At 54.3% G+C, this 14,495-nt stretch carries 13 protein-coding genes, 1 other RNA gene and 1 pseudogene; 6 read left to right on the forward strand and 9 right to left on the reverse strand.

Annotated features, from left to right (window positions below; translation table 11 throughout):
* Window positions 1-136: 136 nt before the first annotated feature.
* Together maa and ACO7SM_RS16260 are read left to right on the forward strand one after the other, a co-directional pair.
* A complete protein-coding gene (gene maa, locus ACO7SM_RS16255; RefSeq protein ID WP_490468390.1) occupies window positions 137-688 on the forward strand; it encodes a maltose O-acetyltransferase in 552 nt (183 codons plus the stop codon).
* A 114-nt stretch (window positions 689-802) separates the two neighbouring features.
* Window positions 803-1,273, forward strand: coding sequence for a YlaC family protein (locus ACO7SM_RS16260; protein WP_490468391.1), 471 nt, complete (start codon window positions 803-805; stop codon window positions 1,271-1,273).
* A gap of 72 nt (window positions 1,274-1,345) precedes the next feature.
* On the opposite strand, the gene ykgO is transcribed toward ACO7SM_RS16260, so the two are convergent.
* On the reverse strand, window positions 1,346-1,486 hold the full coding sequence (gene ykgO / locus ACO7SM_RS16265) for a type B 50S ribosomal protein L36 (protein WP_192611404.1): 141 nt from the start codon (window positions 1,484-1,486) through the stop codon (window positions 1,346-1,348).
* 347 nt (window positions 1,487-1,833) lie between these two features.
* On the opposite strand from ykgO, the gene ACO7SM_RS16270 reads away from it, so the two are divergent.
* On the forward strand, window positions 1,834-3,384 hold the full coding sequence (locus ACO7SM_RS16270) for an EAL domain-containing protein (RefSeq protein ID WP_490468392.1): 1,551 nt from the start codon (window positions 1,834-1,836) through the stop codon (window positions 3,382-3,384).
* A 39-nt stretch (window positions 3,385-3,423) separates the two neighbouring features.
* Here the strand turns inward: ACO7SM_RS16270 and ACO7SM_RS16275 are convergent, their stop codons facing one another.
* Window positions 3,424-3,777 carry a DUF1428 domain-containing protein gene (locus ACO7SM_RS16275; RefSeq protein WP_490468393.1) on the reverse strand — a complete coding sequence of 118 codons (354 nt, stop codon included), beginning with the start codon at window positions 3,775-3,777 and terminating at the stop codon, window positions 3,424-3,426.
* A gap of 65 nt (window positions 3,778-3,842) precedes the next feature.
* A complete protein-coding gene (gene yczE / locus ACO7SM_RS16280; RefSeq protein WP_490468394.1) occupies window positions 3,843-4,472 on the reverse strand; it encodes a membrane protein YczE in 630 nt (209 codons plus the stop codon).
* A gap of 84 nt (window positions 4,473-4,556) precedes the next feature.
* On the opposite strand from yczE, the gene yczR reads away from it, so the two are divergent.
* A complete protein-coding gene (gene yczR / locus ACO7SM_RS16285) occupies window positions 4,557-5,984 on the forward strand; it encodes a MocR-like transcription factor YczR (RefSeq protein WP_490468395.1) in 1,428 nt (475 codons plus the stop codon).
* 28 nt (window positions 5,985-6,012) lie between these two features.
* Here yczR and ffs read toward each other — a convergent pair.
* Window positions 6,013-6,109: signal recognition particle sRNA small type (gene ffs / locus ACO7SM_RS16290), an RNA gene on the reverse strand.
* Window positions 6,110-6,193: 84 nt separating this feature from the next.
* Here ffs and ACO7SM_RS16295 point away from each other — a divergent pair.
* A pseudogene (locus ACO7SM_RS16295) lies at window positions 6,194-6,583 on the forward strand (MGMT family protein).
* A 763-nt stretch (window positions 6,584-7,346) separates the two neighbouring features.
* Here the strand turns inward: ACO7SM_RS16295 and ACO7SM_RS16300 are convergent.
* Window positions 7,347-7,868, reverse strand: coding sequence for a YbaY family lipoprotein (locus ACO7SM_RS16300; RefSeq protein WP_490468396.1), 522 nt, complete (start codon window positions 7,866-7,868; stop codon window positions 7,347-7,349).
* Window positions 7,869-8,080: 212 nt separating this feature from the next.
* On the opposite strand from ACO7SM_RS16300, the gene tesB reads away from it, so the two are divergent.
* The gene (gene tesB / locus ACO7SM_RS16305; protein ID WP_490468397.1) at window positions 8,081-8,941 is read left to right on the forward strand and encodes an acyl-CoA thioesterase II; all 861 of its coding nucleotides are present in this window, start codon (window positions 8,081-8,083) and stop codon (window positions 8,939-8,941) included.
* A 76-nt stretch (window positions 8,942-9,017) separates the two neighbouring features.
* On the opposite strand, the gene amtB is transcribed toward tesB, so the two are convergent.
* The 4 genes from amtB to ACO7SM_RS16325 all read right to left on the reverse strand — a co-directional run bounded on the left by amtB (window position 9,018) and on the right by ACO7SM_RS16325 (window position 14,463).
* Window positions 9,018-10,304 carry an ammonium transporter AmtB gene (amtB, locus tag ACO7SM_RS16310; protein WP_490468398.1) on the reverse strand — a complete coding sequence of 429 codons (1,287 nt, stop codon included), beginning with the start codon at window positions 10,302-10,304 and terminating at the stop codon, window positions 9,018-9,020.
* A 32-nt stretch (window positions 10,305-10,336) separates the two neighbouring features.
* Window positions 10,337-10,675 carry a P-II family nitrogen regulator gene (glnK, locus tag ACO7SM_RS16315; RefSeq protein WP_192611395.1) on the reverse strand — a complete coding sequence of 113 codons (339 nt, stop codon included), beginning with the start codon at window positions 10,673-10,675 and terminating at the stop codon, window positions 10,337-10,339.
* Window positions 10,676-10,919: 244 nt separating this feature from the next.
* Window positions 10,920-12,698: a SmdB family multidrug efflux ABC transporter permease/ATP-binding protein gene (locus ACO7SM_RS16320; RefSeq protein ID WP_490468399.1), complete on the reverse strand. Its 1,779-nt coding sequence runs from the start codon at window positions 12,696-12,698 to the stop codon at window positions 10,920-10,922.
* Window positions 12,691-14,463 (reverse strand): SmdA family multidrug ABC transporter permease/ATP-binding protein, encoded by a 1,773-nt coding sequence (locus ACO7SM_RS16325; protein ID WP_490468400.1) that lies wholly within the window; start codon window positions 14,461-14,463, stop codon window positions 12,691-12,693. The genes ACO7SM_RS16320 and ACO7SM_RS16325 overlap by 8 nt, the downstream gene beginning before the upstream one ends.
* Window positions 14,464-14,495 lie beyond the last annotated feature (32 nt).

Genomic DNA, 14,495 nt, shown 5'->3' on the forward strand with positions numbered 1-14,495 from the left:
GATTTTCCGTATTTACTGTTAATTCTTACGTTTATTCACGTGAGCTGGATCACACCGGCTGGATGGGAACGTTCCCTTTTCGTGTGCTGCGCTTTACTGTATTGCGACATTCAGGCAACCCACAGGAGAGCGCGTGATGAGTGAAGAAAAACAAAAGATGATTGCTGGCGAGATGTATCGCCCGGCAGACGAGACCTTACGCAGAGACAGTCTGCGGGCGCGTCAGTTAACCCATCGATACAATCACACTTCGCCTGATGAAAAGCATGAACGCCAGGCAATCCTGAATGAATTACTGGGGCGCGCAAATGGCGCCAGTATCGAACCCTCGTTTCGCTGCGACTACGGCTATAACATTTATCTCGGGAAAGAATTCTACGCTAACTTCGACTGCGTGATGCTTGATGTCTGCCCCATTCATATCGGCGATAACTGTATGCTTGCGCCCGGCGTACATATCTACACGGCCACACATCCGCTGGACGCCACTGAACGCAACAGCGGCAGAGAATTGGGAAAACCTGTCACTATTGGGAACAACGTCTGGATCGGTGGACGCGCCGTGATTAATCCTGGCGTGACCATTGGCGATAATGTGGTCGTTGCGTCAGGCGCGGTAGTGACGAAAGACGTTCCGGCAAATGTCGTGGTTGGCGGGAACCCTGCTCGCATTATCAAAACGCTGTAAGGTGAAATGTAACTGTTATGCTAAATTGAGGTTAATCTGTTACTTTTTTCATTCGGCACACCCTTTTAAAATGGGCTGTTCCCCTGAATGTTGCTGAAATCACGAAGGCAAAAGATGACAGAGATACAACGCCTGCTTACCGAAACCATTGACGATCTCAACACGCGTGAAAAACGTGATAACCGACCGCGTTTTAGCATTAGCTTCATTCGCAAACATCCTGGACTGTTTGTCGGCATGTATGTCGCCTGGTTTGCCACGCTGGCGGTGATGCTCCAGTCCGAAACGCTGGTGGATTCCGTCTGGTTGCTGGTGGTCTTGTTTGTATTGTTAAATGGCTTTTTCTTTTTTGACGTCGCGCCACGCTACCGTTTCGAAGATATCGACGTGCTGGATTTTAGAGTTTGTTATAACGGTGAGTGGTATAACACCCGCTTTGTTCCTCCCACGCTTATCACCGCTATTCTTCATTCCCCGCGTGTAGACAGCGACCATAAAGCGCAATTGCAAAAAATGATATCGCGTAAAGGTGAACTCTCTTTCTACGATGTATTTACGCTTACACGCGCACAGGCAACTCCGTAATCCTCGCGCGGTCAGAAAAAGTGCGCGCCTTCCCTGGTGCGCACCGGGTTCCCTGAAATGTTGGCAAAACCGTTAACGTCTTTTTTTACGCCCCTGCACCGCTTTGAAACGCGGATTCGTTTTACAAATCACATACACGCGTCCTTTGCGTCTGACGACCTGGCAATCCGGATGCCGTTGCTTTGCACTGCGAAGTGAATTTACGACCTTCATCTTATCCCCGCTTTGTTCCACTAAAATGTCCCTCACGATCGGTTCGAATAATTGAATCGACGTGAAAATATGCATGCACGCTGGTGTTATGGAAAAACACAGTGCAATAAACAGGATGAATATCAGGTTTCATAGCCGCCCCTGAAATTTATGTTATAACATAACAATACTTTGTCAACAGCGACAATTCAACCTTGCTAACACAATGGGAATTAAACCAGAATGTCACTTTTTCTGACGATGAAAGACACGTTATCCAAAAAAATCATAGAATAACGACATCAACGAAAGGCGATCTTTCCCGATCAGATATACTTTGCCTACGCTTTATAAATAGAGGTAGTGACGTGACGACACGACATCTGGCCGGTCTGGTGACGGGTATACTTATTTTATCTGTCCTTGTTCCTATTGGATTAAGCCTTTGGCTGGCACATCGTCAGGTTGAACAGAAATTTATCGAAGAGCTAAATACCTATTCATCACGTGTCGCTTTACTGGCAGATAAAGTCGCCTCTCAGGGAAAACTCGCGCTACAGCAGATGGAGCACTTCGAGGGCACTCCCTGCAGCAATGAGCATTTGCTGGCGATGCGCCGGGTATCTTATAGCTACCGCTACGTCCAGGAAGTCTTATATCTGGAGAATAACGTTCCCGTCTGTTCATCACTGGAGCAAAAAAGCCACGCCGCCGCACTGCCTGAACCCGCGAAAATCGTCCGGGATGGCTATCGTGTATGGCTAACGTCACAGAATGATTTAGGGATAAAACGCTATATGGTGGCGCTGGGCACAGAGCGCTATATCGTGATGATTGATCCCGCATCCTTCATTGATGTTATTCCCTTTGGCGCCTCGCGAATTGATGCGGCCATTATTGGGGAAGCGCACAACATTGTGGTCAGCAGCGACGATCACCTCAAACCCGAGATAATTCAGCATTTGCAGCAAACCGCGGGCCAGCATATGGAGAGTAACGGCACGCTCTATAATATTCAGCCTTTCCCGGAAATGCGCATTTCTATTGTGACCTGGTCTTCCTCGCTTTCACTGCAAAAAAACTGGTATCGTCAGGCCCTTATTTGGCTGCCGATCGGTCTTGCAATAGGTCTACTGAGCGCCGCGTTTATTCTGCGTATTCTGCGCCGTATCCAGTCGCCCCGCCATCGCCTGCAGGATGCCATTCAAAATCGTGACATAAAAGTCCACTACCAGCCGATTGTTTCATTACGTACCGGTAAAGTTGTCGGCGCCGAAGCGCTGGCGCGTTGGCCGCAAACCGATGGTAGCTACCTGTCGCCAGACATTTTTATCGCGCTGGCAGAAGAGACCGGGCTGTCAGAATCACTCAGTCATCTGATTATCGACACGGTCTTCGAGGAGATGGGAAAATGGTTGCAACAGAACCCCGGGCTGCATATTTCGATCAACCTTGAGTCCAGCGATCTGGCCTCGCAGACGCTGCCGTCGCATTTAAGCAAGCTGCTGAATCGGTATCACGTTGCCCCCTCACAAATCGCGCTGGAACTCACCGAACGTGAATTTGCCGACCCAAAAACCTGTGCGCCAATCATTACCCAATACCGTAAAGCTGGACACGCAATCTATATCGACGATTTTGGTACGGGCTATTCCAGCCTTAGCTACTTGCAGAATCTGGAAGTGGATATCCTCAAAATCGACAAATCGTTTGTCGATGCGCTGGAATATAAAAATGTCACGACGCACATTATTGAGATGGCAAAAACCCTCAAACTGGAGATGGTCGCCGAAGGTATTGAGACTCCCCGCCAGGAGAGTTGGTTACGTGAGCATGGCGTGCAGTACGGTCAGGGTTGGCTATACAGTAAAGCGCTGGGCAAATCAGAGTTTATTCTGTGGGCTGAACAACATCGGTGATGTCAGGGTGGCTGGCGGCACGCCGCACAGCCAGTCACATCAGTCATCCAGAATGGGAGAGAAGCCACCGTAAATCATGCGCTTGCCGTCAAACGGCATCGACTCGCCAAACTCTTTCATTCGTGGATCCGACATCATCTTTTGATTCGCCGCGTCGCGAACCTCTTTCGAGGGGTATTCAATCCAGCTAAAGACCACTTCTTCGTGCTCTTCTGCTTTCACCGCCATCCGAAAATCGGTCAGTTTGCCGTTCGGAACATCGTCGGCCCAGCATTCAACAACGCGCAATGCCCCAAACTCTTTAAAGAGCGGGACAGCTTTTGCCGCCATTGCCACGTAGGCCTCCTTGTTTTCGGCAGGTACGGCGACCACAAAACCATCAACATACTTCATGAGATAAACCTCCGAAGTGTTACTGCACGGCAAGACAATTCTGGCCGTGTCAGTCGCAGTTAAGTTTAGTCGCCATTGCGGTACTGTGCCGTAGAAGCATTGCGCAGCGGAATACGCGCCGCTGGCGAATAACGAAACCAGGGCAGGCAAATCTGGATAAGCGGCCCAATCGCCAGCGCATACAGCACGGTTCCGACCCCCAATGCGCCCCCAAGAAGCCAGCCGCTCAACAAGACGGAAACTTCAATCGCCGTACGAATAGCGCGCACGGGCCAGCCAGTGCGCGCATGAATCCCTGTCATCAGGCCGTCACGCGGACCCGCGCCAAAACCTGCGCCAATATACATACTGGTTGCCAGCGCATTGACGATCACCGCAGAAACTAACAAAACCGTGCGCACGAGCAGAGATTCAAATTCAGGCATGATCGCGAGGGCGGCGTCTGCCGCCAGGCCGATGACAATAACGTTGCTGAGTGTTCCGAGCCCTGGACGTTGTCGCAAGGGAATCCATAACAGCAAGACCAGAACGCCAACGCCAATCATCACAATACCGATGTTCATCGACAGCAGATTCGCCACGCCGAGATGAAAGACATTCCAGGGGTCGGCGCCTAAATCCGCACGCACAAACATGGCGGTCGAGACACCGTAAAGCGCCAGCCCCAGATACAATTGAACCAATCGACGCAGCATAATTTTTCCCCCTTGCCAGATAACACTCATCTTCTTCGCAATTGGCACTATGATTAATGTCCAGTTTTCAAAAAGTGGACTGTTATGTCATCTCGCCGTCATGGAAGCCAATCTCTGCAGCGCTTGCTCGGACACTGGCAGGAAACCGCTTCACATATCCCTCTCTGGCGCCAGCTTGCGAGTGCGCTACGTCTGCTCATTCTGGATGGTCGTCTGGCACTTGATAGCCGTCTTCCCGGCGAGCGCGAACTGGCCGCCGTGCTGGACGTGAGCCGAACCACCATTGCCAGCGCGCTGGCGCAACTGCGTGAAGAAGGTTATCTGGAAAGCCGCCAGGGGAGTGGCTCGCGAGTTATCCTGCCACAACATATCCACCGGGTGCCTACCCGCACCAGTACCGGCATGGCGTTGGATCTTTCCACTGCCACGCTGAGTGCAGGGCCGGAGATTCATCAGGCCTACCACCAGGCGCTGTGTGCCATGCCCCAGCATCTGCAGAGTTCGGGCTATTTACCGCAGGGATTATTGTCGCTACGTGAAACCATTGCCGGGCACTATTGTGAACGAGGGCTGCCCACTCACCCGGATGAAATAATGGTCGTCAATGGCGCAGTGAGTGGCCTGGCGTTGATCCTGCGTCTGCTGACCGGGCCTGGTGACCGCGTCGTCGTGGATCACCCCACCTACCCGCTCGCCATCGCCGCCATTCAGGGCGCGTCGTGTCGTCCGGTGGGCGTCTCTTTACCTGAGCATGGCTGGGATACCGCCGGTCTGGTCGCCACTATTGCGCAAACGTCGCCCAGAATGGCCTATCTGATGCCGGATTTTCATAACCCAACCGGGCGCTGTATGGATACCGCGACTCGCCAGACCGTGGCGGATATTGCCGCCAGAACGCGCACCACTCTGGTGGTGGATGAAACGATGGTGAATCTTTGGTTTGATGCGCCTCCACCGCCGCCGCTCGCCTGCTACAACGCCGATGCGCCCATTATTATGCTGGGGTCAGCCGGTAAAAGTTTCTGGGGAGGACTGCGTCTGGGCTGGGTTCGTGCATCATCACGCACCATTGCCGCACTGGTGCAAACCCGCGATACGTTTGACCTCGGTTCGCCCGTACTGGAACAACTGGCGACCGGCTGGCTGATTGAAAACGCCGGAACCTTCCTTCCTGAACGGCGACAACAACTGGCCAGACAGCGCGCGTTATGTGGCGAACTGATGCGTACACACTTTCCGGAATGGACTTTTTCCCAGCCTGCGGGAGGACTCTCTTTTTGGGTGGAATTGCCTGATACCTTAGCCACCCAGTTCGCTTCTCATGCCGAAAGCGCAGGTATTCAGCTCGGCACGGGCACCCGCTTTGGTCTGGCCGGCGCGTTTGATCGTTTCTTGCGGATGCCATTTGCCTTGCCGGATGAGACAATGCGCGCGGCATTCAGCACGTTACAGCCCCTGTGGGACGGGTTGCGTTTTCAAACCGGTGCGGGAAAAATGCGTAAGATTATTTGACCTGCCGGACGGCAGAATTGGGTGGGGGCCCTGCCAGCTACATCCCGGCACACACGTCGTCTGCTCTGGCTGCTTCCTTCCGGATCTGACCTGGTAAACAGAGTAGCGTTGCGGGAGAACCAACAGAGCCCCCATTGAGAGCGTTGTTAACCAACGCGCAGGCGCATTATCACTGCTGTCCCCGCTAAATGCAACCGATCCTGCACCGGATGCTGTTTTCTTGCGCAATGTGACTTCACTCCGCCTCTGTTGAGGATTATGCTGAAGGATTAGCGCAGGAATACACCATGGATATGCAAGACTCTTTCCCCCAACGCGTCTGGCAAATTGTCGCCTCTATTCCCGAAGGGTTTGTGACCACCTACGGTGATGTCGCACGGCTCGCAGGTTCACCCCGTGCCGCTCGCCAGGTCGGCGGCGTGTTAAAGCGGTTGCCAGAAGGCAGCGCCCTCCCCTGGCACCGGGTCGTGAATCGCCACGGTGCGATCTCGTTGACCGGCCCCGACCTTCAGCGTCAACGCCAGGCTTTATTATCTGAAGGGGTGATGGTTTCGGGGAGCGGGCAGATCGATTTACAGCGATACCGCTGGGTGTATTAACCCTCTCCTTATCGAAGTAATGCAGGTCAGTTAAGAATTTAGGTAGAACCTGTCACTCTGGTGAAGGGTGACGTTCACCTTATGTTCACAGCCTCTCTGCAATCATCCTATCTGTGAACGTGCAAGGGAGGCTCACCGCCGCCTCCCTTGCAACCCTGGCTCCCGGCGGGAAAATCGTCGCTTCGCGATATATTCGCCTTATTCCGTCTGCCTTTCGGGTCGGGGTCGAGCCTGCATCCTTGCAGGCCGCCCCCTCCGCCCGCGTCCCTGCGGGCGGCCCCGGTCAGCCGTCAACGTCTCATCGATTTTCAGCCGGACGGTGGTGTCGCTTTCGCATTCTGACTTTCAGTCATTTCCGTTTGGCTGCTTAAACAACGATTCAGGTGGTCAGGTGTGGGGAGAGTCCGGCCGAAAATTGCCGACGTGTTTCCGTAAGGTCGGGGGAACCCGCAGGGATGCGGGTTCAGGGCGCGTTTTACAGGGACGTTACCTCGCGCCCGACCCGGTAGCCTGGAGGAATAAGCGGAGGTACACCGCGAAGCGGCAATTTTCCTGCCGGGAGCCGGGATTGTTAAGGGTGCGGCGATAGCACCCTTAACCCGTTCACGGGACATGAAATGCCAGAGAAGCGAAGAACATAAGGTGAACGGAACCCTTCGCAAAACCAGCATGTTGTCCGTTCTGGATAAATACCTCAGCCCTTTCGGTGTGCCAGTGCTTAACTTATTGGCATTGCTCCGTATCGAAGAGGGTTTATTTCAGATCAGTAATCTGTAGGTGGCGTTGCCGTCGCTCCGCTGCCAGCCTGAACCGGCACGGCCGTTTGCTGAACCGGAACCAGCGTCAGATCGGCTTTTGTCCCCCCCCGATTAATCACTTCCTGCACGGTATCGGTAATGAAGACCAGTTTGTCATTAACGGTGATCGCTGCACTCAGCAGGATCCGGGCGTTTGGCTGTACATCTGCCGGATTGAACGGCAGAACGAAGCTAAACGGCGCCTGTTTGCCTTCAGTACGAACCGCCTGCTGCGACAACACTTTCGACGGCGCATCAGCCAGTGAAGCATCCGACAGTGTCACGGTTAATACGGCATCCGGTGGCAGGGCCACTTTCTGACGGATCCAGACGGTACCTGAAACTGAAGGTTGCTGAATTGCAGGCTGCGTCGCCACTCCAGACGTGCCTGGGTTCGGCGCAGGGGTCTGAACATCTGCGCTTTTGTCTGCGCAGGCCGCCAGAGCAACCGCCATCGCTAAACCCGTTACCATGTGCACAAGTTTCATTAAATTCTCCTTCTCACCCGAGCTCCGGCGCGGTTTTTTCCTCGTCAGAGCACGGTTAACAAACACATAACGTAATTAAGTTTGGCACAAATTACCTATTTATTCCTGAAATAAGTCAGTTATTCAGACTATTGCACCCATCCGACCACTTTCAAAATTGCGTTATACTGTGGCCATATCGCTGCGGCGCCGTCATTACCTGGAGAGTAAGTATGAGTCTGGCACTGAAAAATTTGCTGACATTGTTAAATCTGGAAAAAATTGAAGAAGGACTCTTTCGGGGCCAAAGTGAAGACCTGGGGTTACGTCAGGTTTTTGGTGGACAGGTTGTCGGCCAGGCGATGTGTGCCGCCAAAGAAACGGTCGCCGAAGAGCGCCATGTACACTCTTTCCACAGCTATTTCTTACGCCCGGGTGATAGTCAAAAACCGATTATTTACGATGTAGAAGTGCTGCGTGATGGCAACAGTTTTAGCGCCCGCCGGGTGGCTGCAATCCAGAACGGAAAACCCATCTTTTACATGACCGCCTCTTTCCAGGCTCAGGAAGAGGGATTTGAGCACCAGAAAAAAATGCCCGCCGCACCAGGGCCGGAATCCCTGAAATCGGAAACCGAAATTGCCCGCTCAGTGGCGCATTTGCTGCCGCCAATGTTAAAAGAGAAATTTCTCTGCGATCGTCCCTTAGAGATTCGCCCGGTCGAATTTCATAATCCGCTAAAAGGCCATGTCGCGGAGCCGACACGTCAGGTCTGGATCCGCGCAAACGGCGCCATGCCGGATAGCCTTCGCGCGCATCAGTATTTGCTGGGCTATGCCTCTGATCTTAATTTCCTGCCGGTGGCGTTGCAGCCTTACGGTATTGGTTTTCTCGAAAAAGGGATCCAGATTGCCACCATCGATCATTCCATGTGGTTCCACCGTCCGTTCAGTATGAATGAATGGCTGCTGTACAGCGTAGAGAGCACCTCTGCTTCCAGCGCCCGCGGCTTTGTGCGCGGAGAGTTTTACACGCAAGACGGCGTGCTGGTTGCATCTACTGTGCAAGAAGGGGTTATGCGTAATCACAACTGAAAAAAGCCGGATAGCGCTGACGCTTATCCGGCTTTCTGTGAGCCCGGTAAGCGACAGCGCCACCGGGCAATCTGCATTACGCGTTGTACGCATTCTCGCCGTGGCTGTTCACATCCAGCCCTTCGCGCTCTTGTTCTTCCGGTACGCGCAGCCCCACGGTTAAATCCGCCAGTTTATAACCGATAAACGCGACCACGCCGGACCAGAGGATCGTAATGCCAATACTTTCTAACTGTACCAGCACCTGATGTCCCATCGTGACGCCTTCGGCAAAGCCCACACCACCGAGCGAACGAGAGGCGAAGACCCCGGTCAGGATACACCCGACGATGCCGCATACGCCGTGAACGCCGAACACATCGCAAGGATCGTCAACGCGCAGCAGGCGTTTAAGCATGGTCACGCCCCATAATCCTGCCAGCCCCGCCACAACGCCAATAATTAACGCGCCGCCGACACCGATGTAGCCGCAGGCAGGCGTAACACCAACCAGACCGGCTATGGCGCCAGAACAGGCCCCTAGCAGAGACGGTTTACCACGCAGCGCCCATTCGCCAAATATCCATCCGAGGATCGCCGCCGCCGTTGCAACCACGGTGTTGACGAAAGCCAGCGCAGCTATCTCATTCGCCGCACTGGCGGAACCGGCGTTAAAACCGAACCAGCCAACATACAGGATTGCCGTACCGGTAAAGACCATCGGCAGGTTATGCGGTTTAAACGCCTCTTTGCCAAAGCCAACGCGTTTACCGATCAGATAAGCCCCAACCAGACCGGCAATCGCCGCGTTAATATGCACCACGGTGCCGCCCGCGAAATCCAGCGCGCCATGCGATGCGAGCAAACCGCCGCCCCACACCATGTGTGCGATAGGAATGTAGGACAGCGTCAGCCAGACCACCACGAAAATCAGCACCGCCGAAAAACGAATACGCTCAGCCAGTGCCCCCACGATCAACCCAACAGTGATACAGGCGAACGACCCCTGGAACGCAACGTGAATATACTGATAGAAACTGCCCATCACCGCCGTGAGTTCAATATTCTTCAGCATCGTCCAGTGGAAGTTACCGAAGAAATTATTGCCTTCGCCAAAGGCCAGCGAATAGCCGTAAACAACCCATAAAATGCAGACCAGCGCGAACGTCACGGTGACCTGGGTGAGCATTGACAGCACGTTCTTTCCACGAATCAAACCACCGTAGAACAGGGCAATGCCGGGGATCGTCATGAACAGCACCAGCGCGGTACAAATCATCATAAAGGCATTATCGGCTTTGTCGGCGACCGCAGGAGCCGCCATCGCCAGACCTGGCAGCAGCGCCAGTGAAGCCAGGCCCATTTTCATCGTTGCTATCTTCATTTTTTCGTTCCTATCACTGTGTAGCCTGAAAGTTACAGTGCCGCTTCGTCGGCTTCACCGGTACGAATACGAATAACGCGTTGCAGTTCAGCAACGAAAATTTTGCCGTCGCCAATTTTTCCGGTCCATGCAGACTTGCTGATGATATCGATCACCTCCTCAAGCTGATCGTCCGCGATAGCCACATCAATTTTTACCTTTGGGAGAAAGTTGACGCTGTATTCCGCGCCGCGATACAGCTCGGCATGCCCTTTCTGACGCCCAAAACCTTTCACTTCAGTGACTGTTAACCCCTGAATGCCTATGGAAGACAACGCTTCACGAACGTCTTCCAGTTTGAACGGTTTGATTACCACGGTAACCAGCTTCATAGATCCCCTCCTGTCTGAAATGGGTAATAGCTGCAGCGACACGAGTGAACTGTTGCAAGGGGTGTGCCACATTGAGAAATGCGCCATTCCGGGACGGGATTGCACAAAAAACAGGCAGCAAACCAGGGAGGGAGAAATGTGAAGTGCGTCATAAGCGAAGCAGGAAACAAAAAACGCACCATGCCAGTGCATGATGCGTTTCATTTTTGCACCACCCGCGGGAGTGACGGGCAACGCGGGTGCATCAGGCGGTAAGCGATTCCTCGCGCGCGCTGGCGGCCAGTTCTTCTCCGGCTAACTGTAATTGATACATTTGCCAGTAACGCCCCTGCGCTGCCAGCAATTGTTGATGGGTGCCACGTTCAACCGCCTGGCCGCGATGCAGCACCAAAATGGTGTCAGCCTCGACGATCGTCGACAACCGGTGCGCAATCACCACCAGCGTGGTGTGCTCACGAACGGCCGCCAGCGCCTGCTGAATCGCTTGTTCGGTTCCCGAGTCGATGCTGGCCGTCGCTTCATCCAGGATCAGCACCTGCGGCGTCTCAACCAGCACACGCGCCAGCGCCAGCAGTTGCTTTTGCCCCACCGATAAGGTGTTTCCCTGCTCGCCCAGACGCGTATGGATACCATTGCTCAGGCCGCGCGCCAGTTCCGCCAGTTGAACAGTTTCCAGCGCCTGCCAGACGCGCGCTTCGGAAATATCGCGGCCCAGCGTGACGTTTGCCAGGAAAGTGTCTGCCATCACCACCGGATCCTGCTGCACCATCGCCACGCCCTGGCGCAGAACACTGTGGCTCAGCGTAGAGAGTGGCCGCCCATCCAGACGGATCTCGCCCTGAGTCAGCGGATAATAGCCCATCAACAGACTGGCGAGCGTACTCTTACCGCTCCCGGTATGCCCGACCAGTGCCACAAAACCACGGGAAGGCACTGACAGGCTGACATCCTGCAATACCAGATGATTGTCGCGGTAGGAGAAAGAAACCTGATCGACGTCTATCTGTCCGGTGCGCAGAGGCCGGGTATCTTCACCGTAACGCTGGCGGGGGCCATCCATCAGTTCAAAAACGCGCTCACCCGCAACAACCGCCTGCTGCAACATGGATTGTTGCGTCGTCAGTTCAATTAACGGTTCGTTCAGCCGACCAAGGTAACTAATAAACGCATATAACACCCCGACTTCGATGGTTCCCGCCGAGGTAAAGCTGAACAACATCAGCAGCCCACACAGAATCAGCGCCGAGAACAGGCTCAGCAACGGGCGCAGTAAAAAGCCATCCAGCCTCAGGGTCTGCATTCGCGCCATGTAGTGAGAACGGCTGGCCTCTCCCATACGCTCCCCGAAGCGCGCCTGTTGGCGAAACTGCTGAATGACGCTCATGCCGTTGATGACTTCATTGAAACCGTCATTGATATCCGCCAGATACGCTCTCACACGGCGAACGATCGGCGTGCTGTAGCGCTGGTAAATCACCATCACCACCAGCACCGCGGGGAAAATTGCCATCGCCACCAGCGCCATGCGCCAGTCCAGGCTGAACATCGCCACTAGCATCGCGCCAATCAGCGCGGCGCTGCGCAACACTGTCGCCACCACCGTAACGTAAAGATCGCGGATCACTTCAGTGTCATTGGTGACGCGAGAAATCAACTGCCCGACAGGCTGGGTGTCAAACTCGCTCAACGGCTGACGGAGTGCCGCATCCATCACGTCGGTACGCAGTTGTTGTACGACGCCAACGGCGGACTGATTAAACAACAGCGACTGCGCGTAATGCAGACCAGCCGCCAGAAGTTGTAAGCCAATGTAGGCCGCGACCAACCCCGCCACCATGGCTAACGGCAGATTGTTTTTCGCCACCAGATGGTCAATGAAATAGCTAATAAGCAGCGGCCCGCTCACTTCCGCCACCGCCGCGACCCACAGCATGACCACCGCAATGGAAAGCTGTTTTCGCCACGGAGAACCGTACGCCAACAGCCTTTTCAGCGTTGGCCATAACTGTCCAAAACTACGCATTCGCCGCCTCCTCTGACATTTCAGGGGCGTCCGTCAGCGCAGCTTCTAACTGCTGATAACGGTACATGTCGCGATACCAGCCGGGTTGCAGGACTAAGTCGTCATGCTCGCCTCGCTGAGCAATGCGCCCATGCTGCATTACGATAATTTCGCTGGCTTCCGTCAGGGCGGACAAGCGGTGCGCGCTAATAATCACCGTACGCCCCTCTCCCCACTGGCGCAGGTTATGCAAAATCTGATGTTCGGTACGGCCATCCACTGCCGACAGGGCATCATCCAGAATCAGGATCTCCGCATTAAGCAACAACGCCCGGGCAATGGAAATACGCTGTTTTTGCCCGCCGGAAAGCATGACCCCACGTTCGCCGACTTCGGTGTCGTAACCCTGCGGCAGACGTAAAATGTCCTCATGAACGCTGGCTAATCGTGCAACATGTTCAATTTCGTCCTGCGTCGCATTTGGACGCCCCAGCGCGATGTTGTTGGCGACCGTATCTGAAAACAGGAACGGTGTCTGGCTGACCACGGCCAGTCGGCTACGCCAGCTATCCAGTTGCAACTGCGTCAATGGAATGCCGTGAAAACGGATATCGCCTTGCGAGAGGTCAAAATGACGCTGAATCAACGAAAGTACCGTGCTTTTTCCGGCGCCGGTCGGCCCACAAATCCCCAGCATTTGACCGGGTTTGAGGTGAAACTGGACTTCTTCCAGCGCGGGATGCGTCGCCTGCGGATAACGAAACTCGCCAATCGCCGCCGTCAGCTCACCACGCCCTTCCGGTACGGGCTCTGCACCGTCATTCACCACCGGTGCTTCCGCCAGCATGGCGCGAATTCGGCTATAAGCGGCGCTGCCTCGCTCAACGATATTAAACATCCACGCCAGCGCCAGCATCGGCCAGATCATCAGGCCGAGGTACATCATGAAGCTGGTCAGTTGCCCGAGCGTTAACGCGCCATGAACCACCATCCAACTGCCACCGCCAATCGCCAGCAGGTTTGCCATACCGATGGCGATATAAATCGTCGGATCAAATCGGGCGTCGATACGGGCGACCCGCAGATTTTTCCTGCCAGTATCTGCCGCATCGGCTGCAAAAAGCGCCGACTGTCGGTCTTCAAGACCAAACGCTTTGATCATCCGAATGCTGGTCAGGCTCTCCTGAGTCCGAACGTTCAGGCTGGAAAATGCCGCCTGCGCAAGTTTGAAACGATCGTGTAGCCGGTCGCCGTAGCGCTTGATCATCAGCGCCATAATCGGCATCGGTAGCAGGGCAAACAGCGTCAGTTGCCAACTGATTTGCGTGGACATCACAATCAATACGGCGCACCCCATGACCAATGAGTCCACCAGCGTTAACACCCCTTCCCCGGCGGCAAAGACCACGCGATCCACATCATTGGTGGCGCGCGCCATTAAATCCCCGGTGCGATGTCGTAGATAGAATTCAGGATGCTGACGACTGAGCTGGCGGTAATAATCTTCACGCAATTCCACCGCCAGTTGATAAGACGCGCCAAACAGCAGAACACGCCAGACGTAGCGTAATAGATAGACCACGACGGCAATCAGCGCGATGGTTCCCACCCACATCAACACCTGCGAAGGGGTAAAGCGTTGTGCGCTTACGCCATCCACGACAATACCGACCACCTTAGGCGGGATCAGTTGCAGGATAGCAATGATGATAAGCAAGGCAACAGCACCGAGATAGCGACGCCACTCCCGGCGAAAGTACCAGCTTAATTGAACAAATAATCGCACGTATTCTGTCCTGACAAGATTTCCGGCAATCA

The organism is Citrobacter sp. LJND-P06 (assembly GCF_058188415.1).